General features: G+C 39.2%; 27 protein-coding genes and 1 riboswitch. Of the genes, 22 read left to right on the forward strand and 5 right to left on the reverse strand.

Annotation, left to right across the window (positions count from 1 at the left end; translation table 11 throughout):
• Positions 1-6: 6 nt before the first annotated feature.
• On the reverse strand, positions 7-831 hold the full coding sequence (locus tag ACNHOZ_RS02185) for a YqhG family protein (RefSeq protein ID WP_048019760.1): 825 nt from the start codon (positions 829-831) through the stop codon (positions 7-9).
• On the reverse strand, positions 818-2491 hold the full coding sequence (locus ACNHOZ_RS02190) for a DEAD/DEAH box helicase (RefSeq protein ID WP_014458233.1): 1674 nt from the start codon (positions 2489-2491) through the stop codon (positions 818-820). The genes ACNHOZ_RS02185 and ACNHOZ_RS02190 overlap by 14 nt, the downstream gene beginning before the upstream one ends.
• Positions 2492-2671: 180 nt before the next feature.
• Positions 2672-2764: riboswitch (glycine riboswitch) on the forward strand.
• 212 nt (positions 2765-2976) lie between these two features.
• On the opposite strand from ACNHOZ_RS02190, the gene gcvT reads away from it, so the two are divergent.
• From gcvT to gcvPB, 3 genes are read left to right on the forward strand one after another with little or no spacing between them, the layout of a single operon-like run.
• Positions 2977-4077, forward strand: a complete 1101-nt coding sequence (gene gcvT / locus ACNHOZ_RS02195; protein WP_048019761.1) for a glycine cleavage system aminomethyltransferase GcvT — start codon at positions 2977-2979, stop codon at positions 4075-4077.
• Positions 4078-4097: 20 nt separating this feature from the next.
• Positions 4098-5444, forward strand: coding sequence for an aminomethyl-transferring glycine dehydrogenase subunit GcvPA (gene gcvPA / locus ACNHOZ_RS02200; RefSeq protein ID WP_048019762.1), 1347 nt, complete (start codon positions 4098-4100; stop codon positions 5442-5444).
• A complete protein-coding gene (gene gcvPB, locus ACNHOZ_RS02205; protein WP_028411605.1) occupies positions 5437-6915 on the forward strand; it encodes an aminomethyl-transferring glycine dehydrogenase subunit GcvPB in 1479 nt (492 codons plus the stop codon). The genes gcvPA and gcvPB overlap by 8 nt, the downstream gene beginning before the upstream one ends.
• 44 nt (positions 6916-6959) lie before the next feature.
• Here gcvPB and ACNHOZ_RS02210 read toward each other — a convergent pair whose 3' ends face one another.
• Complete coding sequence (locus tag ACNHOZ_RS02210; protein WP_048019763.1) at positions 6960-7343, reverse strand: rhodanese-like domain-containing protein; 384 nt, start codon at positions 7341-7343, stop codon at positions 6960-6962.
• Positions 7344-7573: 230 nt separating this feature from the next.
• Here ACNHOZ_RS02210 and ACNHOZ_RS02215 point away from each other — a divergent pair, with 230 nt between their 5' ends.
• From ACNHOZ_RS02215 to ACNHOZ_RS02230, 4 genes are all read left to right on the forward strand, one after another.
• A complete protein-coding gene (locus tag ACNHOZ_RS02215) occupies positions 7574-8407 on the forward strand; it encodes a lipoate--protein ligase family protein (protein ID WP_048019764.1) in 834 nt (277 codons plus the stop codon).
• A gap of 312 nt (positions 8408-8719) precedes the next feature.
• Positions 8720-11278 carry a vitamin B12-dependent ribonucleotide reductase gene (locus tag ACNHOZ_RS02220; protein WP_048019765.1) on the forward strand — a complete coding sequence of 853 codons (2559 nt, stop codon included), beginning with the start codon at positions 8720-8722 and terminating at the stop codon, positions 11276-11278.
• Between the two features lie 283 nt (positions 11279-11561).
• Positions 11562-11993: a transcriptional regulator MntR gene (mntR, locus tag ACNHOZ_RS02225; RefSeq protein WP_013085004.1), complete on the forward strand. Its 432-nt coding sequence runs from the start codon at positions 11562-11564 to the stop codon at positions 11991-11993.
• 102 nt (positions 11994-12095) lie between these two features.
• Positions 12096-12977: a patatin-like phospholipase family protein gene (locus tag ACNHOZ_RS02230; RefSeq protein WP_028411603.1), complete on the forward strand. Its 882-nt coding sequence runs from the start codon at positions 12096-12098 to the stop codon at positions 12975-12977.
• A 30-nt stretch (positions 12978-13007) separates the two neighbouring features.
• On the opposite strand, the gene ACNHOZ_RS02235 is transcribed toward ACNHOZ_RS02230, so the two are convergent.
• Together ACNHOZ_RS02235 and ACNHOZ_RS02240 are read right to left on the reverse strand one after the other, a co-directional pair.
• Positions 13008-13406, reverse strand: coding sequence for an SA1362 family protein (locus ACNHOZ_RS02235; protein WP_013059160.1), 399 nt, complete (start codon positions 13404-13406; stop codon positions 13008-13010).
• Positions 13407-13454: 48 nt separating this feature from the next.
• The gene (locus ACNHOZ_RS02240) at positions 13455-14411 is read right to left on the reverse strand and encodes a DUF1385 domain-containing protein (protein WP_447697040.1); all 957 of its coding nucleotides are present in this window, start codon (positions 14409-14411) and stop codon (positions 13455-13457) included.
• Between the two features lie 313 nt (positions 14412-14724).
• On the opposite strand from ACNHOZ_RS02240, the gene ACNHOZ_RS02245 reads away from it, so the two are divergent.
• The 15 genes from ACNHOZ_RS02245 to accC all read left to right on the forward strand — a co-directional run bounded on the left by ACNHOZ_RS02245 (position 14725) and on the right by accC (position 25415).
• Positions 14725-15261, forward strand: a complete 537-nt coding sequence (locus ACNHOZ_RS02245; RefSeq protein WP_028411601.1) for a YqhR family membrane protein — start codon at positions 14725-14727, stop codon at positions 15259-15261.
• Positions 15262-15382: 121 nt separating this feature from the next.
• Positions 15383-15820, forward strand: a complete 438-nt coding sequence (gene aroQ, locus ACNHOZ_RS02250) for a type II 3-dehydroquinate dehydratase (RefSeq protein WP_013059157.1) — start codon at positions 15383-15385, stop codon at positions 15818-15820.
• Between the two features lies 1 nt (position 15821).
• Positions 15822-16880 (forward strand): M24 family metallopeptidase, encoded by a 1059-nt coding sequence (locus tag ACNHOZ_RS02255; protein WP_033579709.1) that lies wholly within the window; start codon positions 15822-15824, stop codon positions 16878-16880.
• Between the two features lie 19 nt (positions 16881-16899).
• A complete protein-coding gene (gene efp, locus ACNHOZ_RS02260; RefSeq protein ID WP_013059155.1) occupies positions 16900-17457 on the forward strand; it encodes an elongation factor P in 558 nt (185 codons plus the stop codon).
• Between the two features lie 138 nt (positions 17458-17595).
• Positions 17596-17877: a YqhV family protein gene (locus ACNHOZ_RS02265; protein ID WP_028411599.1), complete on the forward strand. Its 282-nt coding sequence runs from the start codon at positions 17596-17598 to the stop codon at positions 17875-17877.
• Between the two features lie 65 nt (positions 17878-17942).
• Positions 17943-18890: a stage III sporulation protein AA gene (spoIIIAA, locus tag ACNHOZ_RS02270; protein ID WP_028411598.1), complete on the forward strand. Its 948-nt coding sequence runs from the start codon at positions 17943-17945 to the stop codon at positions 18888-18890.
• Between the two features lie 6 nt (positions 18891-18896).
• Positions 18897-19409 (forward strand): stage III sporulation protein SpoIIIAB, encoded by a 513-nt coding sequence (spoIIIAB, locus tag ACNHOZ_RS02275; protein WP_048019766.1) that lies wholly within the window; start codon positions 18897-18899, stop codon positions 19407-19409.
• A gap of 19 nt (positions 19410-19428) precedes the next feature.
• Positions 19429-19635, forward strand: coding sequence for a stage III sporulation protein AC (gene spoIIIAC / locus ACNHOZ_RS02280; RefSeq protein WP_013059151.1), 207 nt, complete (start codon positions 19429-19431; stop codon positions 19633-19635).
• A gap of 20 nt (positions 19636-19655) precedes the next feature.
• Entirely contained in the window at positions 19656-20039 is a 384-nt protein-coding gene (gene spoIIIAD, locus ACNHOZ_RS02285; protein ID WP_013059150.1) for a stage III sporulation protein AD, read from the forward strand.
• Between the two features lie 24 nt (positions 20040-20063).
• Positions 20064-21248: a stage III sporulation protein AE gene (gene spoIIIAE, locus ACNHOZ_RS02290; protein WP_048019767.1), complete on the forward strand. Its 1185-nt coding sequence runs from the start codon at positions 20064-20066 to the stop codon at positions 21246-21248.
• The gene (gene spoIIIAF, locus ACNHOZ_RS02295; RefSeq protein WP_224980536.1) at positions 21245-21874 is read left to right on the forward strand and encodes a stage III sporulation protein AF; all 630 of its coding nucleotides are present in this window, start codon (positions 21245-21247) and stop codon (positions 21872-21874) included. The genes spoIIIAE and spoIIIAF overlap by 4 nt, the downstream gene beginning before the upstream one ends.
• Positions 21871-22533, forward strand: coding sequence for a stage III sporulation protein AG (spoIIIAG, locus tag ACNHOZ_RS02300; protein ID WP_048019768.1), 663 nt, complete (start codon positions 21871-21873; stop codon positions 22531-22533). Before spoIIIAF ends, spoIIIAG begins: the two co-directional genes overlap by 4 nt.
• Positions 22534-22540: 7 nt before the next feature.
• Complete coding sequence (locus ACNHOZ_RS02305; protein WP_230683451.1) at positions 22541-23191, forward strand: SpoIIIAH-like family protein; 651 nt, start codon at positions 22541-22543, stop codon at positions 23189-23191.
• A gap of 352 nt (positions 23192-23543) precedes the next feature.
• Positions 23544-24050: an acetyl-CoA carboxylase biotin carboxyl carrier protein gene (accB, locus tag ACNHOZ_RS02310; RefSeq protein WP_048019770.1), complete on the forward strand. Its 507-nt coding sequence runs from the start codon at positions 23544-23546 to the stop codon at positions 24048-24050.
• Between the two features lie 12 nt (positions 24051-24062).
• A complete protein-coding gene (gene accC / locus ACNHOZ_RS02315; protein ID WP_028411593.1) occupies positions 24063-25415 on the forward strand; it encodes an acetyl-CoA carboxylase biotin carboxylase subunit in 1353 nt (450 codons plus the stop codon).
• The last annotated feature ends 26 nt before the right edge of the window (positions 25416-25441 follow it).

Consider the following 25441-nt stretch of genomic DNA (forward strand, 5'->3'; position numbering starts at 1 on the left):
CTTTTTTTAACCGGCTTGTGTTTTATTAAATTGACGTGACATCGTTTCGGGCGATATGTAAAATAAGCCACCGTTTATAAACTTAAATAAGATGGTCGGTTCGTACAGCTCTTGAAGCGCTGTTTTTTCGGTCATATATATTTCTGGCAGCTCTTCTGCTGTTTCGTAAAAATGATCAAGAAGCGCTAAGTCTTCGTACCATCTTTCCTGCGCTTTTTCTGCCCATTCAGTCGGTTGAGTTTTAACGTAGTCAGTCACGTATGATGTGAGTCGTGCAATCGCACTTTTCGGTTTAATAAAAGGTGAAAGAGTAAAGCAATAGTCCGAGATTTTAGATGACAAATTTTGATTAATGATTAATTCATGAAATGATTCAATGATTTGTCCGTTAATTAAATTAATGCCAAGCGACAAGAGCTCGTCTTTTTTACGATCACATTTGTACGAGACTTTAATATTTAACGCAAGCCAAGGATGTAAAGGCTGATTTGTTGGCTGAGCTGATGAAACTTGTTCATACAAGTGAATAAATCCGCCTAGCTTTTGAGTAGAAGCGAAAATTTGATGCAGCCTAGGTGAGCCAAAATGAATTCGTTCTCCTTGAACAGAATCATCTTCAAACGCTGGGTCTGTAATGAAAGTGAGTGAAGCAGGATTTGCTTCTCCGCCTGTCTTTTCAACATAATGCCAATAAAATGGACGATTCATCAACTCTTTGTCAAGTTCGATTGTTAATTGAACCGTTAGATAAGATGGTGTTTCTGTGACAATAGAACAATTATTAGCTAGAAAGTAACGCTTTAAAAATTGATGAATATCAGTTTGCTGCATGCTGATCCTCCTCGCTGTCTTCGTATTGAATAATAGACGTCAAGTTCTCCATTTTGATTTTTATTTCTCCTTCACTCCGTGAATGAAATAAAATATCCTGAATATGCTCTTCGATATTTTTTAAATCAAGCTTTGTTAAAATATCATCTAACTCTCCAACAACTCGTTCAAAAAGGTTTATTTTTTCGTATAACAATTTTAAAATATGTTCTTCGACCGTATGTTGAATGGCTAAATTGTAAATGTGAACATCATGTTTTTGACCTAAACGATGGACCCTTCCAATTCGCTGTTCTAGACGCATTGGATTCCACGGTAGATCATAGTTAATGATATGATGACAAAACTGAAGGTTGATTCCTTCTCCGCCCGCTTCAGTGGCAATAAATACTTGCGCGTGGCTTTCAAAAAGCTGCTTCATCCAGTCTTTTTTACCTCGCTTAAATCCGCCTCTAAACGGTACAGAGGTAATTCCATGCTGTTTTAAATACCACTGTAAATACAGTTGAGTTGCTCTGTACTCAGTGAAAATAATGACTTTGTCATCAATTTTTTGAACGAGCTCTAGCACTTTTTCTGCTTTTGCATTTTGCGGTACTTGCTGAAGTAGTTCCATTAACGGAGTAATCATATGTTCCGTTAATGCGCTGTTTTGATCTTCCTGACGTTCCAGCATGTTTTTTAATGTCATATATACCGCTTCGCGGCTGCTGCAGGCCTCTCGCTGCAGAGTTAAAATTGAAAAAGCGCTTGAAGGGTGCAGTCCGTTTCCTTTAAAAGACGTAATCGCATCGTATAGCTCGCGTTCTTTTGGCGAGAATTCAACAGGAATGGTTTGAACAATTCGCTTCGTCCATTCGATACCAGTATCATGGCGGCGATTTCGAATCATAACTTTGTTAACAAGCTCTTTTAAGTGCTCATCGTTTTGCAAAGAGCGTTTTTTAGCAGAAAATAATTCTTCGAAATAGTCTTTATTGCCGAGATGGCCAGGCTTTAAAAGAGAGACTAAGTTGAAAATTTCTTCAATTCGATTTTGAATCGGTGTTGCGGTTAGCAACAGACAAAATTTCTTTTTTAGACTTTGCACAAATTCATAGTTTTTTGTTTTGTTGTTTTTAAGTTTATGAGCTTCATCAATGATGATGAGGTCGTAGTCTTGTTCTAGCACAATTTCTCGATGAGGAGAACGTTTTGCTGTATCAATTGAAGACACAACGATGTCACACTGATCCCACACATATGATTTCCTTTGAGGGACTGCGGGAATATAAAATTTTTGATTCAATTCCATGGCCCACTGTGAAACAAGCGAAGCTGGAACTAAAATGAGAACTTTTTTAACAAGTCCGCGAATCATATATTCCTTCAAAATTAACCCTGCTTCAATAGTTTTCCCCAGTCCTACTTCATCTGCTAAAATGGCTTTCCCATTCATTGTTTCAACTACTTGTTTGGCTACTTCGAGCTGATGAGGAAGCGGCGTTAAATCGGCTAGATGTTTTGGGCTTTGTAGTCCTTCAAATTCTGAGATAAGCGTTTGGTCTTCTATTTCATAGGCAAGTTTATACAAATCCCATGCTGACCAAGGGCCGTCTTGCTCCAATTTAGTTGAGAAGGCTGCTTCCCATGTTTCATCGATGTTTAATTTCACTTTCATGATAAAAATGCTCCTTTGTAAAAAATTTTTATTGAACAAATGATAAGAATCAGGTAGGATAAAAATATATTTAGAAAATTTGAAAAAGAAAATAGATTAGCACTTTACAAATGATTGTGTGAATAAAGATAGATACATCTTTCAGTAGTATGCCCAACTTTACCAACTTTATAGAAGCGAATGACGACACGGGGAGAGACTACTTGAATGTAGCGCCGAAGGAGCAAGCAATAAAATTGTGAATCTCTCAGGCAAAAAGACTCTTGTTTGACGCAGCTCTGGAGAGTGTCTATGCGTTTATAGACCACCCACGAGGCAAACCTATTCGTTTATAGGTAAACTTTCAGGTGAAAAGGACAGAGACTTCCTACTAAATACAGTAGGGGGTTTTCTGTCCTTTTTTGTTTGGATACATAGTGATCCCCACACTATTTGAAAACTCCCCGTTATGAAAAGTTTCACGTGAAAAAGAGGAGGACATAAATATGACAACAGAATTACACAAAACGCCGCTTTATGATATCTATCAAAAATATGGTGCCAAAACAATTGATTTTGGAGGATGGGCTCTTCCCGTTCAATTTTCTTCTATTAAAGAAGAGCATGAAGCTGTACGTACAAAGGCAGGTCTTTTTGATGTCTCTCATATGGGAGAAATTCTTGTGACAGGAGCTGATAGCTTAGCTTTTCTTCAGCATACGATGACAAATGACGTTTCTACCCTTGTAGATGGAAAAGCGCAGTATACGGCTATGTGTTATGAAGACGGAGGCACGGTAGATGATTTGCTGATTTACAAAAAAGCAGATCAAGAGTATTTGCTGGTCGTAAACGCTGCTAATATTCAAAAAGACTATGAGTGGCTTGTGTCTCACAAACAAGGAGATGTAACGCTCGTTAATCAATCTGATGAAACTGCGCAGCTAGCATTACAAGGTCCTTTAGCAGAAAAAGTTTTACAAACGTTAACGAATGAAAATTTAGCTTCATTAAAGCCATTTACATTTGCTGATGATGTAGAAGTAGCGAATGTAAATGCTCTCGTTTCACGTACTGGATATACCGGAGAAGATGGTTTTGAAATTTATTGTTCTTCAGCTGACGCCTCTCACTTGTGGACGGCTATTTTAGAAGCAGGAAGTGAGGAAGGTGTGTTGCCTTGCGGACTAGGCGCTCGCGATACGCTTCGTTTTGAAGCTACTTTGGCTTTATATGGCCAAGAGCTTTCAAAAGATATTACGCCCATTGAAGCTCGAATTGGATTTGCAGTAAAGACGAACAAAGACAGCTTTATTGGAAAAGAAGTGTTAAAAGAACAGCGTGAAAGCGGGGCACCTCGTAAGCTGGTAGGAATTGAAATGATTGATAAAGGTATACCAAGACACGGTTACGAAGTATTTGCAGGTGAAGAACAAATTGGATTTGTGACAACAGGTACACAGTCACCGACATTAAAGAAAAACATCGGTTTAGCGCTATTATCAGCAGAGTATACAGAGCTTGGTCAAGAAGTGGAAGTGCAGGTTCGGAAAAAACGCTTAAAAGCAAAAGTGGTTTCAACACCTTTTTATAAACGTTCAAAGTAAGCTTTTGGGAGGAATTTAACATGTTACATCGCTATTTACCAATGACAGAACAAGATCAGCAGCAAATGTTAGCAGCAATTGGTGTTTCGTCTGTTGATGATTTATTTTCAGATATTCCGCAGCGCGTTCGTTTTCAAGGAGAATACAATATTAAAAAAGCGGCTTCAGAGCCTCAGCTTTTAAAAGAATTAAATAATATGGCTGCAAAAAATGCTCATTTGAAAGAATATTCTTCTTTTTTAGGAGCGGGAGTTTATGATCATTACATGCCGGTTATTGTTGATCATGTTATTTCTCGTTCGGAATTTTATACGGCCTATACTCCGTATCAGCCAGAAATTTCTCAAGGAGAACTTCAGGCCATCTTTGAATTCCAAACAATGATTTGTGAGTTAACGGGGATGGACGTGGCCAATTCTTCTATGTATGACGGAGGAACTGCTTTAGCAGAAGCCGCTATGCTCAGTGCGGGTCAAACAAAAAAGAAAAAAGTACTTGTCTCTGCGGCTGTTCACCCTGAGTCAAAAGATGTGTTAAAAACGTATGCGAAGGGTCAATACATTGAAGTGGTAGAAATCCCTGCAGCAGACGGCGTAACAGATATGATTGCATTAGAAAAAGAGATGGGAAGTGACGTGGCAGCTGTTATTGTCCAGTATCCAAATTTCTACGGACAAATCGAGCCGTTAAAAGAAATTGAAGAAATGACTCATCAAGAAAAATGTATGTTTGTGGTTTCAAGCAATCCTTTATCATTAGGTTTACTTACGCCTCCTGGAGAATTCGGAGCGGACATCGTCATTGGAGATGCACAGCCATTTGGTATTCCAAGTCAATTTGGAGGCCCGCACTGCGGATACTTTGCAACTACGTCTAAGCTTATGCGAAAAATTCCAGGACGATTAGTAGGGCAAACGGTGGATGAAAACGGTAAGCGAGGGTTTGTTTTAACCCTTCAAGCGCGTGAGCAGCATATACGCCGTGATAAAGCGACGTCTAACATTTGTTCAAATCAAGCGTTAAATGCTTTAGCAGCATCAGTTGCCATGACAGCTTTAGGCAAGCAAGGTGTAAAAGAAATGGCGCTGCAAAACTTATCAAAAACGCATTATGCATATGAAGCGTTAAAGGCAAAAGGGGTAAATGTAGCATTTGAAGGACCGTTTTTTAACGAACTAGTCGTGAAGCTTCCTGTTTCGGTAACAGAAGCAAACAATCATTTATTAGCATCAAAAATAATTGGCGGTTATGATCTTAGCCGTGATAACCAAGCACTTGAAAATCACATGCTGCTTGCTTTTACAGAACTCCGTACAAAAGAGGAAATTGACCAACTTGTAAATGAATTGGGGGATCTTCATGCTTAATCAAAATCAATCACTTATTTTTGAAAGCAGTAAAGAAGGGCGAATCGGCTATTCATTGCCGGAGTTAGATGTTCCGCAAGTAAATGCTGAAGAGCTGCTTGGAAAAGCGTATGTCCGTACCGAAGCTCCTGAGCTTCCTGAAGTATCAGAACTTGATATTATGCGTCATTACACCGCGCTTTCAAAACGAAATCACGGAGTGGACTCAGGGTTTTATCCGCTTGGTTCATGTACGATGAAATATAATCCAAAAGTGAATGAACAAGCAGCACGGATTGCTGGGTTAGCGCATATTCATCCGCTTCAAGATGAGCAAACGGTTCAAGGTGCTCTCGAACTTTTATATGATTTACAAGAGCATTTAACAGAAATTACGGGAATGGATGAAGTAACACTTCAGCCAGCAGCAGGTGCTCATGGCGAGTGGACCGGGCTTATGATGATTCGTGCCTATCATGAAGCAAATGGTGAGACGCAGCGAACAAAAGTCATTGTTCCAGACTCAGCTCACGGAACGAACCCTGCTTCGGCAACAGTTGCGGGATTTGAAACGGTAACGGTAAAATCAAATGAACATGGTTTAGTGGACTTAGAGGATTTACGCCGCGTAGTGGGAGAAGATACAGCCGCTTTAATGTTAACAAACCCAAATACGCTGGGGTTATTTGAAGAAGATATTTTAGAAATGGCTGAAATTGTTCACGCAGCAGGTGGAAAACTTTATTATGATGGTGCAAATTTAAACGCAGTATTAAGCAAAGCTCGTCCTGGAGATATGGGATTTGACGTTGTTCATTTAAATCTTCATAAAACCTTTACAGGTCCTCATGGAGGCGGCGGTCCTGGTTCTGGTCCGGTAGGGGTAAAAGCAGATTTAATTCCGTATCTGCCTAAACCAGTGCTTGTGAAAACAGAACAAGGCTATCACTTTGACTATAACCGTCCTCAGTCAATTGGACGCGTAAAGCCGTTTTACGGCAACTTCGGTATCAACGTTCGCGCTTATACGTATATTCGTTCAATGGGTCCAGACGGCTTAAAAGCCGTAACGGAAAACGCTGTGCTAAATGCCAACTATATGATGCGTCGTTTAGCAGAACACTATGAGCTGCCGTTTGACCGTCACTGTAAGCACGAATTTGTTTTATCAGGAAAACGTCAGAAAAAGCTTGGCGTGCGCACATTGGATATCGCGAAACGACTGCTTGATTTTGGCTATCATCCGCCGACTATCTACTTTCCTCTTATCGTAGAAGAGTGCATGATGATCGAACCAACGGAAACGGAGTCGAAAGAAACGCTAGATGCGTTTATCGATGCGATGATTCAAATTGCAAAAGAAGCAGAAGAGACGCCTGAACTCGTACAGGAAGCTCCGCATACAACGGTTGTGAAGCGCCTTGACGAAACGCTGGCAGCGAGAAAACCAGTTCTTCGCTATCAGAAAGAACAGGCTGTTCAAAACGTCTAACAAAAAACCTCGCCCAAAGGCGAGGTTTTTCTATATACATACCATTATTTTTTCTTTTTTACTTTACCGTTCCACATTTTGAAGCCGCCTTTTAAATCATAGATTTCTTGAACACCGTGGCGACGAAGCATTTGTGCTGCACGTCCTGTGCGCATTCCGCTTTGACAATAGATGTACACAGGCTGATCTGGACGAAATTCTTTAATGCGCATACGGAACTGTGAAAGAGGAATATTTCGTGCGCCTAAAATATGTCCGTTTTCGAATTCATTCGGTTCGCGAATATCAATTAGCTGTGCCTTGCGGTAGCCGCTGCGGAATTCTTCTTCAGTTAACGTTTTCATAATGCGACGTTGGATAAAGAACATAACGACAGAGTATATGATGATTACTCCAAGTAAAATGAGTACTGCTGTAATTGGTGACATGCTGATTCTTCCTTTCTTCGACAAAATCCATACTCTTATTATATAAGTGAATGAAATTAGAAGTAAAGCGATTTTGCCTTGAATCTAGCGGATTTCTTCCCCAAAATGAAAAAACTACCACATTTGAATTCGCAGTTTTATGTTGCTCTTTGCTTTTCCTTAGCTCAATCTTTTGGTAGACTAAAAAACGGATTTATTTTTTATATTACATATAGCTGAGGATGAGGTAGATGAAAGCAAAGTGGAGATTTATTGATTCCAACAACCGTTCGCCTTATTACAATATGGCGTTAGATGAAGCGTTATTAGAATGGCATAGTAAAGGGGAAATTCCACCTACGATTCGTTTTTACGGATGGAACCCTCCAACGCTGTCAATCGGTTATTTTCAAAAAGCTGAAAAAGAAATTAACTTTGATAAAGTAAAAGAATTAGGATTAGGCTTTGTGAGACGTCCAACGGGCGGCAGGGGCGTGCTTCATGATGAAGAGCTTACTTACAGCGTCATTGTATCTGAAGAGTATCCTAATATGCCTAAGACAGTTACAGAGGCATATCGCGTCATCTCTGAAGGTTTACTGGAAGGATTTCGTTCGTTAGGGCTCGAGGCTTATTTTGCTATTCCTCGTTCAGAAGAAGAAAAAAATAGCTTAAAAAACCCTCGTTCATCTGTATGTTTTGATGCTCCTTCTTGGTATGAACTTGTTGTAGAGGGCCGCAAAATTGCTGGAAGTGCCCAAACTAGACAAAAAGGAGTTATTCTACAGCACGGCTCTATTCTGTTAGAGATTGATGAAGATAAATTATTCAGCGTGTTTAATTATCCAAATGACCGCGTGAAAGAAAGAATGCAGCGCGCATTTCGTTCTAAAGCGGTAGCCATCAATGCAATTGCGGGTCGCAAAATTTCTATCGAAGAAGCAAAAGAAGCGTTTTATAAAGGATTTGCTTCTGCTCTTGATATCGATTTAGAACCGTATATACTATCTGAAGAAGAGGAAGCATATGTAGAAGAACTAGCGCGCACAAAGTACGGATCGGATGAATGGAACTTTAAGCGCTAAACGAATGCGGATGGTAAATAGATAAAAGTGCAACTTCTTATAAGTTGCACTTTTTATTGGAATTTTTAGAAACAATGCTTGGCTAATAGAATACATAGGGAAGAAAAGTCAAACACTTTTTTTACGAAAAAAAAAATATTTCACTTGACACCCTTCTATATGTAGATGTTTGGAGAAGTGTCAAATACTATATATTGAATTCGTCCAAGCCGTGTGGTAAGTTATTGATAGTTGATTGAAAAACTCTATTTCCTTTAAAAGGAAATAGAGTTAATAAATTTATAGATGTTCGATAGGTAAGGAGTTGTGAGAATGACTGTTTTGTTAAATCAAAAAGTGAATATGAATGTTGAAAAGCTCAATTCAGATATTGAACGCTTTCCGCAAGTACATCCGATTACACCGGATATGAAGTTGACTCATAAAGGTGTTTCAAGATTGGTAATGTTAGACCGCTATGCGTTTAAAGATACGGAAAAATTAACGTTATCAGAAGGAGATTTTGTTGTTCTAACTGTAAAAGAAGACCCAAAATTTCCAGCACGAGGACTTGGCTATGTGGAAAGCATTAATTTTGAGCAAAAAACCGCTGTTGTCAAGGTAGAAGATGAGTTTAGAGGAGCTTTATCACCTGAAGAAGCAGAAAATGGGTTAATTACTCGTTCTTTAGATGTCATTGAAAAACCTCTAGAGGTCTTCTATGAGCAAATTGCAAAACGTAATGCAACAGGCTTAGCTTCTGTGGAAAAAACAGAAGAAAAGCGCAAAGAGTGGTTTGAAAAGTTCTATCAAGAGCTTGTTCAGCTAAACTTTGTACCAGCTGGCCGCGTTCTTTACGGTGCAGGTGCTGACACGGATGTAACGTACTTTAACTGTTACGTAATGCCTTATGTAAAAGATTCACGTGAAGGTATTTCAGAACACCGCAAACAAGTAATGGAAATCATGAGCCGCGGAGGCGGTGTTGGAACGAATGGTTCAACTCTTCGCCCGCGCAACACGCTGGCTCGCGGTGTAAACGGCAAATCATCTGGTTCGGTTTCATGGTTAGATGATATTGCTAAACTGACGCATCTTGTTGAGCAAGGTGGGTCGCGTCGTGGGGCACAAATGATCATGCTTGCCGACTGGCATCCTGACATTGTAGAGTTTATTATTTCTAAAATGCAAAACCCTCGCATTTTACGTTTCTTAATTGAAAACACAAATGACGAAATGATTAAAAAGCACGCGCAAGATAAATTGAAGTTCACGCCGCTAACAGAGTCTGAAGAAGCAATGTACCAAGGAATCATTAACTATAAACAAATTCCTGGTCTTGGTGGATTTAATGAAAAAATCATTAAAGATGCAGAAGAAAAGCTGCAAACTGGCGGAACGTACAGCGTTCATAACTCAGAGTTTTTAACAGGAGCAAACATTTCTGTATGCTTAACAAAAGATTTTATGGATGCTGTTGAAAACGACGGTGAATACGAACTTCGCTTCCCAGACGTAGAAAGCTATTCAAAAGAAGAAATGGCTAACTACAATGAAAACTGGCACGAAGTAGGCGACGTGCGCGAGTGGGCAAAACAAGGAAACAAAGTTCGTACGTACCGTACTATCCGTGCAAAAGAGCTATGGAACTTAATTAATATTTGTGCAACGTACTCAGCTGAACCAGGCATTTTCTTCTTCGACAATGCCAATGACATGACAAATGCTCAAGCATATGGTCAGCACGTTGTTGCAACGAATCCATGTGGTGAACAACCACTTGCACCATTCTCTGTTTGTAACTTAGCTGCTGTTAACTTAGCGCAAATGGCAGATAAAGAAACAAAAACAGTTAACTTTGAAAAGCTACGTCAAACGGTTGAAACGGGCGTTAGAATGCAAGATAACGTTATTGATGCAACTCCTTATTTCTTAGAAGAAAACCAAAAGCAAGCGCTTGGCGAACGCCGCGTTGGTCTTGGTGTAATGGGTCTTCACGATCTTCTTATTTATTGTGAAACAGAATACGGCTCTGACAAAGGCAATGAGTTAGTAGATAAAGTGTTTGAAACAATTGCAACGACGGCTTACCGCGCGTCTGTAGAGCTTGGAAAAGAAAAAGGAAGCTTCCCGTTCTTAGTGGGCGAAACAGATGCTGAAACGGCTTCTTTACGTGAAGCATTCACAAATACAGGCTTCATGAAAAAAATGCCTGAAGATATTCGTGGAAACATTAAAGATCACGGTATCCGAAACTCGCATTTATTAACAGTAGCGCCAACAGGCAGTACTGGAACGATGGTTGGAGTATCAACGGGTCTTGAACCTTATTTCTCATTCTCATACTTCCGAAGCGGCCGTTTAGGTAAATTTATTGAAGTAAAAGCTGATATCGTTCAAGAGTATTTAGATCAGCATCCAGAAGCAGATCCAAACAATCTTCCTGAATGGTTCATTTCAGCTATGGAACTTGCACCACAAGCTCACGCGGACGTGCAATGTGTGATTCAGCGCTGGATTGATAGCTCAATTAGTAAAACAGTAAACGCTCCTCGTGGTTACACGGTAGAGCAAGTTCAAAAAGTGTACGAGCGTCTGTATAAAGGCGGAGCAAAAGGCGGTACGGTGTACGTAGACGGAAGCCGTGATGCACAAGTCTTAACGCTAAAAGCAGAAGAAAATACGTTTGATGAAGAAATTGAAGCGCCAAAAGAAGAAACAAAACCACACGTTGTGTTAGTTGATACAATTAATGAAATTCGTTCAACTGATGTAACAATCGGTTCTGAAGTAGGTAATACGTGTCCGGTTTGCCGTCAAGGAACGGTAGAGGAAATGGGCGGATGCAACACATGTACAAACTGTGGTGCACAGCTGAAATGCGGCCTTTAATTTTTAATCATGATTGACTAGTAAAAGCTGACTCAAGTGAGTCGGCTTTTATTATGTATGAAAATGGGGCATAAATAAGAAGCGGGAGAACGGTTCTTGTATTTGTATAAGCATTGTAGTATGATTTTAATTGAATGTCTTTTATCCAGTTTTATCTTATGACATCGCTTTATTTACACGTTTTTTTCACATAGATTATCAAACATGAACACGATATCACTATAAGAAACAGACATTTATGACTTATTATTAGCAATACATAATATTAATTGGGGGAGATTTCATGCCTACACCGAGTATGGAAGATTATATTGAACAAATATATATGCTAATTGAAGATAAAGGATACGCTCGAGTGTCTGATATTGCTGATGCATTGGCGGTTCACCCCTCATCTGTAACAAAGATGGTTCAAAAACTAGACAAAGATGAGTACTTAATTTATGAAAAATATCGAGGCCTTGTTTTAACAGCTAAGGGACAGAAGATTGGAAAACGTCTTGTTTATCGCCACGAGCTCTTAGAGCAGCTATTGCGAATCATTGGCGTGGATGAGAAGAATATTTATGATGACGTAGAAGGAATTGAACATCATTTAAGCTGGAATTCCATTGATCGAATTGGGGACTTGGTTCAATACTTTGAAGAAAATCATAACCGTATTCAAGATCTTCGCAATGTACAGAAACGAAATGAAGAAGAGCAAAAATTATAAGGAAAAAGCAGCGGCCAATAGCGTCACTGCTTTTTTTCTTTTTATCATAACTTGTTGCTGAGTCGACTACAAATGTAGAGTAGGTAGTTTGGAGGAGAGGCTGTGTACGTCGACGGAGTATTTTCAGGTGGCGGTATTAAAGGGCTTGCACTGATTGGTGCGTTACAAGCTCTAGAAGAAAAAGGCTTTATTTTTCGGCGGTTAGCGGGAACGAGTGCGGGTTCCATTATTTGTGCATTTGTAGCAGCTGGTTATACAAGTGAAGAAATCGTTGAAATGATGAATGAAATTGAGTTATCTTCTTTCCTAGATCAAAGAATGTCCTTTTTACCATCGAGCTTGACAAAATGGCTGTTTTTATATTGGAAAATGGGATTATATAAAGGAGAAAGGCTTGAAAAGTGGATTGCTGAGAAGTTGCGGAGCAGAGGAATTCGTACATTTGCTGATTTGCCTGATCAGTCGCTGCGTATTATTGCGTCAGATTTGACCAACAGTACGATGCTTGTTCTTCCAGATGATTTGCCTAAATATCACATTGATCCGAATCGTTTTTCTGTAGCAAGAGCCGTTCGGATGAGCTGCAGCATTCCATATTTTTTTGAGCCGGTTAAATTAAAATCTACTCCAAGCAGTTTAATAGTCGACGGGGGAGTGTTAAGCAACTTTCCAATTTTTTTATTTGATGATGATAAAAGTTTGAAGAAACGACCGGTAATTGGTGTGAAGCTGAGTCCGAAGGACGAAGAGAGAGAACGGAATAAAATTAAAAATGCCGTTGGTTTATTCAGTGCGCTTTTTGAGACGATGAAAGATGCGCACGATGCAAGACATATTTCAAAACGTCACGAGAAAAATATTATCTTTTTACCTGTTAATCAAGTTTTTGCGACAGAATTTACCCTCACAGAAGAACGGAAGGAAGAGCTGATTGCGTTTGGCAAAAAGCGTACAAGGGCATTTTTGAAAAAATGGTGCTATTAAAAAAACAAGGAGGCTTTTCTCCTTGTTTTTTTAAAAGAATGCTCTATTTTTCTTTTTTCCTTTTTTACCTTCGATGACGGTCAAGTGTGAGTTGTTTTTCTTTTTCTTTAGCGGTTTCGTTGATTTGGATACCGGGCGCTTATTTGAGCTTCGGTACGTATGCATATCAACTTTGTTGCTTCCTCGCTCTTTTTCTTTTTGACGCAGTTTCGATTGCTTTACTGCGCGCACATAGCCTCTATCTTGACCTTTTGTCTGAGAAGGGCGGAGAATAAACCGATAAACTAAGTAAAACAAAATGATAAACAGAAAAATATAACCTGCTTGACGTAATAAAACAGCTGGATCTGTAATCAACGTAAATGCAAAGCCAATGACTCCTAACCCGATTAGACCATATACAAGTGGTTTCACGAATGGACGTCTCATTTTGTTCACCTCCTAAAATAGTAAAAAAAGAAAGCAAAACGGTGTGGATTAGACAACTTGTTCGTCAGTGGTAGAAGAAAGTTCATTTTCAACGCGTAAAAGTTCTTTAAATGAAGCAATCGCAACTTCAACTTGATCATCTTTTGGTTCTTTGGTTGTTAAAAGCTGAAGCCATAAACCGGGATAACCTAAAAAGCGAAGAAGAGGGACATGACGAACTTTATTGGTTAACTGTAACACTTCAAATGATAAACCAAGGACAACTGGAATTAATGCAAGGCGATCCACAATTCGTAACCAAAGAGGATCCGTTGGAACTAGTAGGTAGACAAACATTCCTACAACTACGGTAAAGAGGATAAAGCTACTTCCGCAGCGATAATGAAGTCGAGATTGTGCTTGAACGGCTTCTACCGTAAGTTCAGCATTGTTTTCATATGCATTAATGACCTTGTGTTCTGCTCCATGATATTGAAACACCCGTTTAATAAGTGGCGTTTGTGAAATCACATAAATATAGCCAAGGAGCAATAATAGTTTAAATACTCCTTCAATAAAAACTTGAGCTACACTTGAAGTGAAAACAGGACGTGTCAATTGTGCTAAAAACACAGGAATCAATGTAAATAGTACTTTCCCGAAAAGAAAGGATATTACACCAATAGTTGCAACGCCAAATATTAAAGATAGTTTTGATTCTTTTTTCTTTTTTTGTTGTTCTGCTGCTACTTGAGCATCATCTTCTGGATTCACGTCATAGCGTTCAGAGGAAAAGTTCAAGTGCTGCGTACCGTTTGCACTGGCTTCAACAATAGCAGCAATTCCTCGTAAAAAAGGAATTTTTTTTAAAGCAGTGAGTACGGAATTTGATTTTCTTTTTGAATGAAAATAATCAATAGATTGATCTTTGCGGCGAATAGCCGTCACCATCATACGTTTGCCACCGAACATGACACCTTCTATAACGGCTTGACCACCATACGCAGGTTTTTGTAATTTAGACATTTCAGGCACCAACCTAACTTAACTAGACTAGACTTCTTAGTATTTTATATTCTACAGCAAAATCAAATAAACCTCTAGGCGGATGCATGTTATCTAGTTTAGCCAATATTTTTCATCTCCACACCCTTCATATGAATTTTTTTCCTTTCATTTATAAAATTTGTTTATGAAACTCTGTGTGAAGTAGTTTTAAAATGTCTCTGCGATATCAGGCGCCCTTCTTGCGTATAGGAAGAGTAATAAACGTAAAAACTTAGAAATGAGTCGGTAGGAAATGAGAAAAAAGTTCATACTACATCAAGAGGTGATTAATATGTCAGAACCTAAAGAACAGCATGAAAAAAAACAGGATAACCAACCTACGCATAAACAGGAAATATCTTTTTTATTTAAAGCCATCTTTATTTCCTTTTTTGGAGGGGTTTTCTGGAGCTTTATTGGCTATTTAAATTATCTGTTTAGCTTTAGTGTTATCAATCCAAATATGCTTTTAGATCCATGGGCATTAGGTGATTGGAAGGATAAAGGAATAGGTGTTATCGTCAGTATTTTTCTCATAGGGGTATTATCTATTGTTGTCGGGTTGTTATACTACGTCCTATTAAAGAAGTTTAAAACAATTTGGATAGGTTTTGCTTACGGCTTATTATGGTGGGCAATCGTATTCGTTGTTTTGAATCCGCTCTTTCCTAACTTGAAAACAATTGGAGAGCTTCCAGCTAACACAATTATTTCATCCCTCTGTATTTATATTTTATATGGTGTATTCATCGGATATTCCATTTCTTTTGAAGCGGCAGAGCTTCAAACAAAAGACGAATCTACAGATTTTCAAACGGCGAATAAGTAGTGTGAATGTTCCAACGTATGCTAATATATTCTATATAATGATTTAAAAAGAAAAATAAAGTGTAGATTCACACAAGTGAGCTGCATAAAGGGTTCGTAGTAGGGGAGAGTGTTGAAATAAGATGAATAAGATTTTAGTAATAAACGGTCCTAATTTAAACCGTTTAGGCGTACGCGAACCAGCGGTATATGGGACAGATAATCTTCAAAATCTTGAAGAGAAGCTTCAGCGAGCAGGCAGAGACCATGGGGTAGAAGTTGAGTGCGTACAGTCTAATCACGAAGGTGTAATTATCGACTGGATTCACGAAGCGGATGAGAAGTTTGATGGGATTATGATCAATCCTGGTGCTTTTACTCACTACAGTTATGCCATTCGAGATGCGATTGCCAGTATATCTGTTCCTGTTATTGAAGTGCATATTTCGAACGTACATAAGCGTGAAGAGTTTCGCCACCATTCGGTGACGGCACCTGTTACGCATGGTCAAATTGTCGGGTTAGGTTTATACGGATACGAGCTTGCTCTGCAGGCACTTTTACAATTAAGGGGGAAATAAAATGAAAATCGAAAAACTACGCGAACAGTTTTCAAAGTTGAATGTAGACGGTGTTGTCGTTACAAGTGAATATAACAGACGCTATATGACCAATTTTACAGGATCTGCTGGTGTCGTTATCATTTCTGAAGACAAAGCGGCATTTGTAACAGATTTTCGTTATGTTGAACAAGCAACTAGTCAAACAGAAGGTTTTGATATCGTTCAGCACAAGGGTCCTATTGTAGAAGAAGTAGCGAATGTAGTGAAACAATTTGGAATTAAAAAGCTTGGTTTTGAACAGAATTATGTTACATATGGACAGCATCAATTATTTGATAAGCATATCGGAGCGGAACTTGTTCCAATCTCGCACGCAATCGAAAACTTACGCTTGATAAAGAGTGACTCAGAGATTAAGATATTAAAGGAAGCTGCAAAAATAGCAGATGCAGCATATGAACATATTTTAACCTTTGTTCGTCCTGGTTTAACAGAGCTTCAAGTATCGAATGAACTGGAGTTCTTTATGAGAAAACAAGGCGCAACATCTTCATCTTTTGATACAATTGTTGCTTCAGGGCATCGCGGGGCTTTACCGCATGGTGTTGCTTCTGACAAAGTAATTGAAAAAGGCGAACTTGTAACGCTTGATTTTGGCGCATACTATAATGGTTACTGTTCAGATATCACACGAACATTTGCCGTCGGTGAAGTAAGTGATAAGCTAAAAGAAATTTATAATGTCGTACTGCAAGCAGAGCTTAACGGAATGAACGGTATCAAAGCAGGTATGACGGGTAAAGAAGCAGATGCGCTAACGCGTGATTATATTACAGAACACGGATACGGCCAGTATTTTGGACATTCGACCGGTCACGGCGTAGGGTTAGAAGTACATGAAGGCCCATCGCTTTCTGTGAAATCTACAGATGTACTGCAGCCAGGTATGATTGTAACCGTTGAACCAGGTATTTACATACCAGACTTAGGGGGCGTTCGTATTGAAGATGATACGGTCGTCACAGCAGAAGGTAATGAGGCATTATCGCACTCATCAAAAGAGTTCATTATTTTATAAAATGTAGGAGGATTTCTTCATGATTTCAGTAAATGATTTTCGTACAGGTTTGACAGTAGAAGTAGACGGGGGTATTTGGCGTGTAATGGATTTCCAACACGTAAAGCCTGGTAAAGGCGCTGCATTCGTTCGCTCAAAACTACGTAACCTTCGTACAGGAGCTGTGCAAGAAAAAACGTTCCGTGCAGGTGAAAAGGTAGGAAAAGCTCAAATTGATAATCGTAAAATGCAATATCTATATGCAAGCGGCGATCAGCACGTATTCATGGACAACCAGTCTTATGAGCAATTAGAGCTTCCGGCGAGTGCAATTGAATATGAGCTAAAATTCTTAAAAGAAAATATGGAAGTCGCAATTATGATGTATCAAGGTGAGACATTAGGTGTTGAACTTCCAAACACAGTTGAGCTTAAAGTAACAGAAACTGAACCTGGTATTAAAGGTGACACAGCTTCTGGCGGTACAAAACCAGCAACTGTTGAAACTGGTTTAACAGTAAACGTTCCTTTCTTCGTAAATGAAGGCGACGTATTAATTATTAACACAACAGACAGCAGCTACGTATCACGCGCGTAATTCGGTCGTGTAAGCAAGCTGTAAACACACGAAAAAGGCAGAGAATGATTCTCTGCCTTTTTTGTGTGTTTTTTTGTGCTAACCCTTCCTTATTTTGCATAGGTTGTACTAAACAACGCAGAGATGTAGGAGGGGCTTATGAAGCAGTGGTTGGATCATTTAAACGGTACGGTATTAACGATGGCGTGCCTTCGATTTATTTCTTCATTTATTGAGTTTATTGCCGCTATTTTAATTGTCACAAACAATGATGTGAAAAAAGCGTTAATGATTAATGGAATGCTAGCGCTTGTTGGTCCGATTGTAATGGTGAGTTCTTTCACCATTGGTTTAGTGTCCGTAGCAGATCAATTATCTTTTGGAAAATTAATCATGATTGTAATAGGAGTGCTCTTCATTTTAATCGGTGTTTTTAAATAAAAGGTAGGCATAAAATGGTCAAGCTCATAATACATTGAAGTGAGTTCAAATATGAGGGGATGAATATGTTAAACGAAATACTTGCAATTTTTCCGCCTAATTTAAAAAAGACTGTTGAATTTTATGTCACAAACCATTCTCATGTGCTAGAAGAAATTCGAGTGCGCATAGGAAGACCTGTCGAATTTACAATCAACAATCAGCCTTATTTCGAATCGTATCTTCCAAGTGCAGAAGATGCTTTATTTATCTTAAATAAACTAAGCCAGTTTTCGATTTATATGATTGAAGAAGAATTAAAAAAAGGATATGTCACCATTGAAGGCGGACACCGGGTTGGACTAGCGGGAAAAGTTGTAACGGAAAATGGACAGGTTCGTGTGATTCGTGATGTATCATCCTTTAATATCCGGATTGCTAAACAAAAGATTGGCATTTCGAATCAGCTTATTCCTTTTTTATACAATCGCTATTGGCAAAGTACGGTCATTATAGGACCTCCTCAAACAGGAAAAACAACCATGATTCGTGATTTAGCCAGAGTAATAAGCACTGGCATAGAGCGCTCTAAGATTCCTCCGTTTAAAGTAGGGATTGTAGATGAACGATCAGAAATTGCTGGGGCTGTTAAAGGGGTTCCTCAGCATACATTCGGATCTAGAATGGATTTATTAGATAGCTGTCCGAAAGCTGAAGGCATGATGATGATGATTCGCTCCATGAGTCCCGATGTACTGATCGTGGATGAAGTTGGAAGTGAAGAAGATTGTAAGGCCGTACTTGAAGCCGTTAATGCTGGTGTTCGTGTCATTATGACTGTTCATGGGTATGACATTGACGATTTAATGAAGCGTCCCACTTTGCAAGCTTTAATGAAACTTCACGTATTTAAAAAGTATGTTGTGCTATCGAACAGCCGAGGTCCTGGAACACTTCAGGCTATCTATGATGAGCATTATAACTCCATGAAATTGACCGCTGAAAAGTCGCTTATTGAAAATAGTAAAGGGTGATGGTGTATGAAACTGTTTGGTGCCATCTTTATCTTATTTGCTTCCACTTACACAGGATTTGAGTTTGCAAAGCAGCTTAGCGAAAGACCTAGGCAGCTCAGGCAATTAAAAACGGCTCTTCGGTCGTTAGAAGCGGAAATTATGTACAGCAACCGGCCTCTTCAAGAAGTTGCTCATTTGTTATCTCTACAGCTTCCTAACCCTTTAGCTTCTTTATTTAGTGAGTTTTCAATGAAATTAAAAGAAGGTACTGAAAGTGTCAAGGAATCTTGGGAAAAGACGTTGGACCAATTTTGGAAACAAACCGCACTTAAAACAGGAGAACTGGAAATCTTAAAACAATTTGGTGAAACGCTTGGTCAGCATGATCGTTATTCGCAGCAAAAGCATATTTTGCTGACGCTGAACCATCTCGAACGCGAAGAACAAGATGCAGTTGATAAGCAGAATCGCTATGAAAAAATGGTTAAAAGTTTAGGCTTTCTATCTGGATTGCTACTGGTCATCCTATTGATGTAGCGATGGAGGAGGATTGAATGTGGGAATTGATATGAACACCATTTTTCAGATTGCTGGGATTGGTATCGTCGTAGCTTTTTTAGTCACCGTACTCGAACAGATGGGAAAAAAAGATTACGCGAATTGGGTTACCCTCATCGGTTTTATTTATATTTTATTTATGGTTGCTTCGATTGTGGAGGACTTATTTCAAAAAATCAAATCGGTTTTTTTATTTCAAGGGTAGAGGGGTGATTTGCCATTGAAATGCTTCAAATTGTGGGCTTAGGATTAGTAGCGACATTTTTGGCACTCATTTTAAAAGAACATAAATCACCTATTGCTTTTTTACTTGTCGTATTCGTGGGATCCGTGATCTTTCTTTTTTTAATTGATCAAATCTACGAGATTATTAAGATGGTCGAGCGGCTGTCGATCAATGCCCACGTTAACATGATTTATGTGGAAACCATTTTGAAAATCATTGGTATTGCCTATATCGCCGAATTTGGTGCTCAAATTACGAAAGATGCAGGACAAGGTGCCATTGCTTCTAAAATTGAATTAGGTGGAAAAGTGCTGATTCTCTCCATGGCAATTCCTATTTTGACGGTCATTATTGAAACGATTATTTCAATGCTGCCCAATTAATTTTACTTAATATGAGGTGACGAAATGAAGCGGTGGACGTTTAAAGTGAATATACTCGCTCTTCTTTTGTTCCTCTTTTTTTTCTTTCCAGAAAATGTACAAGCTTCCGAACCCCCGAAGCAGCAAGAACTTGTCAATGAACAAATTGATAAGCTCGGTATCGATGAAGTCAAACAGTTTTGGGACGATATTATTACCCAATACGGCGGCTTTTTACCCGAGAGTCAGAAGGGAAGTTTAGTCGATTTTTTAAAAGGAGAAAAAGAGTTCTCTCTTAAAGAATGGCTAGGAGGTCTTGTAAAGTTTTTATTTCACGAAGTATTAGCGAATGGAAAGCTCCTCGGTACACTCATTATGCTAACGGTTTTTAGCGTGTTTTTGCAAACGCTCCAAAGTGCGTTTAATCAGCAAACCGTAAGTAAAGTAGCGTATGCGCTTGTATATATGGTTTTGATCATCATTGCTCTTAATAGTTTTCAAATTGCTATTTCTTATGCAACAGGAGCGATCGAGACCATGACCAAATTCATTTTAGCTCTGGTGCCGCTGCTGCTTGCCTTAATGGCATCATCAGGAGGAGTTGTATCGGCAGCCTTTTTTCATCCGATGATTTTGTTTTTAATGAACACCAGCGGTTTGCTTATTCAATACGTAGTGATGCCGCTGCTTTTTCTTTCAGCACTGCTTAGCATTGTGAGTACGATTTCAGATGAGCATAAGGTTACACAGCTTGCTCAGCTGTTGAGAAATATAAGCGTTGGCGTGCTTGGAATATTCCTAACTGTTTTTTTAGGTGTGCTATCCGTCCAAGGTGCCACATCAGCTGTTGCTGACGGTATTACGATTCGAACGGCAAAGTTCGTCACAGGGAACTTTATACCTGTTGTAGGACGTGTGTTCACAGATGCGGCTGATACAGTCATCAGTGCCTCGCTTCTATTAAAGAATTCAGTAGGGATTGCTGGAGTAGCAGTCTTACTGTTAATCGTCGCATTTCCGGCTATTAAAGTGTTAACGCTCGCTTTTATCTATAAGCTAGCAGCAGCTCTTCTTCAACCCATTGGAGGAGGACCGGTCATTTCCTGCTTGAGCATTATCAGCAAAAGCGTCATCTATATTTTTGCGGCGCTTGCTGTTGTCTCGCTTATGTTTTTCTTATGTTTAACGGTCATCATTACAGCGAGCAACGTCACAATGATGGTGAGGTGAAGAAATTGCAGGCCTTAACGACGTGGATTACGAATATCGTTCTTTTTATCTTATTAGCTACCATTATTAATTTACTGTTGCCCAATTCTAGTTTTCAAAAGTATACGAAGCTGGTGGTTGGACTTCTTTTGATGCTGATTATTATTACACCCGTTTTTCAAATTTTTAAAGTGGATGTTAATCAAATGCTGAAATCACTTAGCTTATCATCTATTCGATCCGATCAACAGGTAGAAAATTCAATAGAAAATCAGAAAAAAGAAATACAAGCTTCACAACGTGCATATATTTTAGAACAAATGGCTGTCCAAATGGAGGCAGATGTAAAAGAGGAGTTGATGGATCAGTATGGTGTAGCAATTGATCGAATTCACATTGAAACAAAAAAGCCGAACGACGAACCTACCGCTGATAATATTAAATCCATTTCAGTTGCCGTAAGTAAAAAAGCATCGGGTGATTCCGAGGTTGTTTCAGCTGTGAAAGTTATTTCTATTGATACCTCCACACCGATCGAAACAAACAAACCAACAGAATCCAAGAAATTATCCAACTATTTAGCAGCAAAATGGGATGTAAAACAAGGCCAAGTTGTTGTGAATATGGAGGAGGGAGACACGAAATGAGTCAAAAGCCAGAAAAAGGTGACCCATCATTTTTTCAGCGGTTCTTTTCATTTAAACAGTCATCAACTACGAAGAAACCTTCAAAGTTAATGTATATAGGTATTTTACTAGCTGCAGGCGTTATCTTTATGGTATTTAGCAACTCACTCACAACATCTATGAATTCAGGCGGATTATTAAAGAGTGCAAGCAAAGAAACCAGCGCACCACCCGTATCACAAGATATTCCCGCTTTTAGCTCCAAAAAGACAACAACGATGACAGGTTATGAAGAGCGGTATGAGGAAGAATTGAAAGATATTTTAGATCAAGTTAGAGGCGTAAGTAAGGTAAAAGTAATTGTGAACCTAGATGCAACAGAATCCAAAATATATGAAAAAAACAGCGTGACAAAATCGCAAACGACCAACGAGACGGACCGTGAAGGAGGGACTCGTAAAGTTGAAGATTCCTCAACAGATGAACAGCTGGTCATTGTAAGAAGTGGAGAACAAGAAAAGCCTGTTGTAGTCAAAACCGAAAAGCCAAAAGTCAGAGGTGTGTTAGTTGTCGCTAAAGGAGCTGATAATATCGAGGTAAAGAAATCTATTATTGAAGCCGTGACAAGAGCGCTCGATATACCAAGTCATAGAGTAGCAGTATTAGCGAAAAAAGGATGAGGGGGAAATGAATATGTTATTAAAAAAGCAAACGGTTTGGTTATTAACAATGTTAAGTTTAGTTGTTGTGTTATCGGTGTACTATATGACAACGCCAGAAAATCCTCAGAGTAATGTTGCGCTAGTAGACAATGAAAAACAAAGCGAAAAACAGGCTGATGACAAGGCTCCTGCAGAAGATACAAAACAACAGGCAGATGAGAAATCAGGAACAAAAGAAGGTTCAAAAACTGAAGGCTCAGCAGAAGATGTAAAAAAGGAAACGGCTAAAAATGCAAAAGAATCAGCGGTTGTATCAAGCACAGATAGCGACGAGCTATTTACGGCGCTCCGCTTGGAATTAAATGATGAAAGAAGTCAGCTGAAAGAAGAGTATCAGGAAGTAGCGGCATCAAAAAATGTAACGCCTGCAGAAGTAAGCAAAGCGATGGATAAAATCGATGAATTATCAAAGCTCGGGGAAAAAGAAGCAACACTCGAAACATTAATTAAAGCAAAAGGATACAGCGACGCGCTAGTAAGAGCAGATGGAAAACAAGTGCAAATTACCGTTAAGACAGAAAAACACTCAAAAACAAAAGCCAATCAAATCATTCAGCTAGTCAAAAAAGAAATGGGTCCAAAAGAAGTAGCGGTAGAGTTTCAGCCAACTAAATAAAGGGAATAAAAGAAGTGTAAAACAGCCGCAAATTGGGGTTGTTTACACTTCTTTTTTTATGAAATGACTAAAATCTAAGCGAGACGGGAAAAATTTTAACATGGCTTTCTTTTTTTACTTCGGTTATAATAGGTTTCATAATCTTATATTAGTACTAGGTGACAAATGTTTTCATAAGTATTGTCATCTGTAAAGCTATGTTTCCATTTATAAAACAATAACGCTAAAAAGTTATTATAGAGTAAGTGGAACTTCTTTTTAATGTTTGCCAAACGAATTGAATGGCTGTAGCCATTTATCGTATTATTAACATTGTAGAGAATTCTATTTTCATGAGGTAGGAGTGTTCAATATGTTAAAAATTCAAGAGATCCGTGAGATCATTAAACTAGTTGATCAATCATCAATCGAGGAGTTCACCTATGAGCACGAAGGCTCCAAAATCAAGATGAAGAAAAAAGACGCAATTGTTTCCAAACAAGCGCAGCAAGTAGTGGTTTCGGCACCTGAACAAGCAGCAGCACCTGCACCGCAGGCAGCAGCGGCTCCAGCGCCAGCCACAGCAGCACAGTCTGCTCAGCCAAAAGAAGAACAAGCGGCCCCAGCGGTTGATGAAAGCTTACATAAAATTACATCTCCGATGGTAGGGACATTCTATGCGTCATCGTCGCCAGAATCAGATGTATACGTAACGCCTGGAGATAAAGTACAAAAAGATTCGGTTGTATGTATCGTAGAAGCAATGAAATTATTTAATGAAATCGAAGCAGAAGTTAAAGGTGAAATCGTTGACGTATTAGTTGAAAATGGACAACTTGTAGAATACGGTCAACCTCTTTTCTTAGTAAAGCCTGAATAAGGAGCGGTAAATATGATTAAAAAGCTATTAATTGCGAATCGAGGAGAAATTGCGGTTCGAATTATTCGAGCGTGTAAAGAGTTAGGTGTAGAATCAGTAGCTGTTCATTCTCAAGCTGATCGCGACTCTTTGCATGTACAATTAGCAGACGAAGCGTATTGTATTGGACCAACGTCATCTAAAGACAGCTATTTAAACTTTACAAATATTATGAGCGTTGCGATGCTAACGGGCTGTGACGCCATTCACCCTGGATACGGCTTTTTAGCTGAAAACGCTGATTTTGCAGAGCTATGCAGAGAGTGTAACGTTACATTTGTAGGACCAAGTCCGGAAGCCATTAACAAAATGGGAACAAAAGACGTAGCGAGGGAAACGATGCGTGAAGCGGGTGTTCCAATTGTTCCTGGTTCCACTGGAATTGTAGAGTCAGTGGAAGACGGTATGTCAATCGCTAATGATATTGGCTATCCTGTTATTATTAAAGCAACGGCAGGAGGCGGAGGAAAAGGAATCCGCGTTGCGAAAAATGAACAAGAGCTTATTAAAGGTATTACAATTACGCAGCAAGAAGCTGCTACAGCTTTCGGTAACCCTGGTGTGTACATTGAAAAGTTCATTGAGGATTTCCGTCACGTTGAGATCCAAGTGTTGGCTGATTCTCATGGAAATACTGTACATTTAGGAGAGCGTGATTGCTCGATTCAACGCCGTCTTCAAAAATTAATTGAAGAAACGCCTTCTCCAGCGTTGGACGAAAAAACGCGTGAATTAATGGGCGACGCTGCTGTTAAAGCCGCTCAAGCCGTTAATTACACAGGAGCCGGAACCGTGGAATTCATTTATGATTATCGTGAAAACAAATTTTACTTCATGGAAATGAATACGCGTATCCAAGTAGAACATCCTGTTACAGAGATGGTGACAGGAGTTGACTTAATTAAAGAACAAATCAACGTGGCAAATGGTGAAACTTTACCGTTTACGCAAGAAGAAGTGACGTTTAACGGATGGGCAATTGAGTGCCGAATCAATGCAGAAAACCCAGAGAAAAACTTTATGCCATCACCAGGTACGATTCAAATGTACTTGCCGCCAGGTGGCTACGGAGTGCGCGTAGACTCTGCTGCATACCCGGGCTATGCAATCCCACCTTACTATGATTCAATGGTGGCTAAATTGATTGTTCATGCGCCAACTCGTGAGGAAGCTATTGAACGAATGAAGCGCGCGTTAGATGAATTTGTTATCGATGGCGTTGCGACCACTATTCCTTTTCACCAAAAGCTATTAAATCATGAAAAATTTGTTAGCGGTGAATTCAACACGAAGTTTCTTGAGCTATATGACGTAATGAATTCTTAGTATAATATAAACTATAGGAGGTGCTG

The sequence above is a fragment of the Priestia sp. D51 genome (assembly GCF_053345675.1).

What these genes read in the sequence shown, in the direction of transcription:
- spoIIIAA (WP_028411598.1), top strand. Translation starts at nt 17,943, where the DNA reads ATGTTAAACGAAATACTTGCAATTTTTCCGCCTAATTTAAAAAAGACT.
- spoIIIAB (WP_048019766.1), top strand. Translation starts at nt 18,897, where the DNA reads ATGAAACTGTTTGGTGCCATCTTTATCTTATTTGCTTCCACTTACACA.
- efp (WP_013059155.1), top strand. Translation starts at nt 16,900, where the DNA reads ATGATTTCAGTAAATGATTTTCGTACAGGTTTGACAGTAGAAGTAGAC.
- ACNHOZ_RS02235 (WP_013059160.1), bottom strand. Translation starts at nt 13,406, where the DNA reads ATGAGACGTCCATTCGTGAAACCACTTGTATATGGTCTAATCGGGTTA.
- aroQ (WP_013059157.1), top strand. Translation starts at nt 15,383, where the DNA reads ATGAATAAGATTTTAGTAATAAACGGTCCTAATTTAAACCGTTTAGGC.
- gcvPB (WP_028411605.1), top strand. Translation starts at nt 5,437, where the DNA reads ATGCTTAATCAAAATCAATCACTTATTTTTGAAAGCAGTAAAGAAGGG.
- gcvT (WP_048019761.1), top strand. Translation starts at nt 2,977, where the DNA reads ATGACAACAGAATTACACAAAACGCCGCTTTATGATATCTATCAAAAA.
- ACNHOZ_RS02190 (WP_014458233.1), bottom strand. Translation starts at nt 2,491, where the DNA reads ATGAAAGTGAAATTAAACATCGATGAAACATGGGAAGCAGCCTTCTCA.
- ACNHOZ_RS02265 (WP_028411599.1), top strand. Translation starts at nt 17,596, where the DNA reads ATGAAGCAGTGGTTGGATCATTTAAACGGTACGGTATTAACGATGGCG.
- ACNHOZ_RS02215 (WP_048019764.1), top strand. Translation starts at nt 7,574, where the DNA reads ATGAAAGCAAAGTGGAGATTTATTGATTCCAACAACCGTTCGCCTTAT.
- mntR (WP_013085004.1), top strand. Translation starts at nt 11,562, where the DNA reads ATGCCTACACCGAGTATGGAAGATTATATTGAACAAATATATATGCTA.
- spoIIIAE (WP_048019767.1), top strand. Translation starts at nt 20,064, where the DNA reads ATGAAGCGGTGGACGTTTAAAGTGAATATACTCGCTCTTCTTTTGTTC.
- ACNHOZ_RS02240 (WP_447697040.1), bottom strand. Translation starts at nt 14,411, where the DNA reads ATGTCTAAATTACAAAAACCTGCGTATGGTGGTCAAGCCGTTATAGAA.
- spoIIIAD (WP_013059150.1), top strand. Translation starts at nt 19,656, where the DNA reads ATGCTTCAAATTGTGGGCTTAGGATTAGTAGCGACATTTTTGGCACTC.
- ACNHOZ_RS02220 (WP_048019765.1), top strand. Translation starts at nt 8,720, where the DNA reads ATGACTGTTTTGTTAAATCAAAAAGTGAATATGAATGTTGAAAAGCTC.
- accC (WP_028411593.1), top strand. Translation starts at nt 24,063, where the DNA reads ATGATTAAAAAGCTATTAATTGCGAATCGAGGAGAAATTGCGGTTCGA.
- ACNHOZ_RS02245 (WP_028411601.1), top strand. Translation starts at nt 14,725, where the DNA reads ATGTCAGAACCTAAAGAACAGCATGAAAAAAAACAGGATAACCAACCT.
- gcvPA (WP_048019762.1), top strand. Translation starts at nt 4,098, where the DNA reads ATGTTACATCGCTATTTACCAATGACAGAACAAGATCAGCAGCAAATG.
- ACNHOZ_RS02305 (WP_230683451.1), top strand. Translation starts at nt 22,541, where the DNA reads ATGAATATGTTATTAAAAAAGCAAACGGTTTGGTTATTAACAATGTTA.
- ACNHOZ_RS02185 (WP_048019760.1), bottom strand. Translation starts at nt 831, where the DNA reads ATGCAGCAAACTGATATTCATCAATTTTTAAAGCGTTACTTTCTAGCT.
- spoIIIAG (WP_048019768.1), top strand. Translation starts at nt 21,871, where the DNA reads ATGAGTCAAAAGCCAGAAAAAGGTGACCCATCATTTTTTCAGCGGTTC.
- ACNHOZ_RS02255 (WP_033579709.1), top strand. Translation starts at nt 15,822, where the DNA reads ATGAAAATCGAAAAACTACGCGAACAGTTTTCAAAGTTGAATGTAGAC.
- ACNHOZ_RS02210 (WP_048019763.1), bottom strand. Translation starts at nt 7,343, where the DNA reads ATGTCACCAATTACAGCAGTACTCATTTTACTTGGAGTAATCATCATA.
- accB (WP_048019770.1), top strand. Translation starts at nt 23,544, where the DNA reads ATGTTAAAAATTCAAGAGATCCGTGAGATCATTAAACTAGTTGATCAA.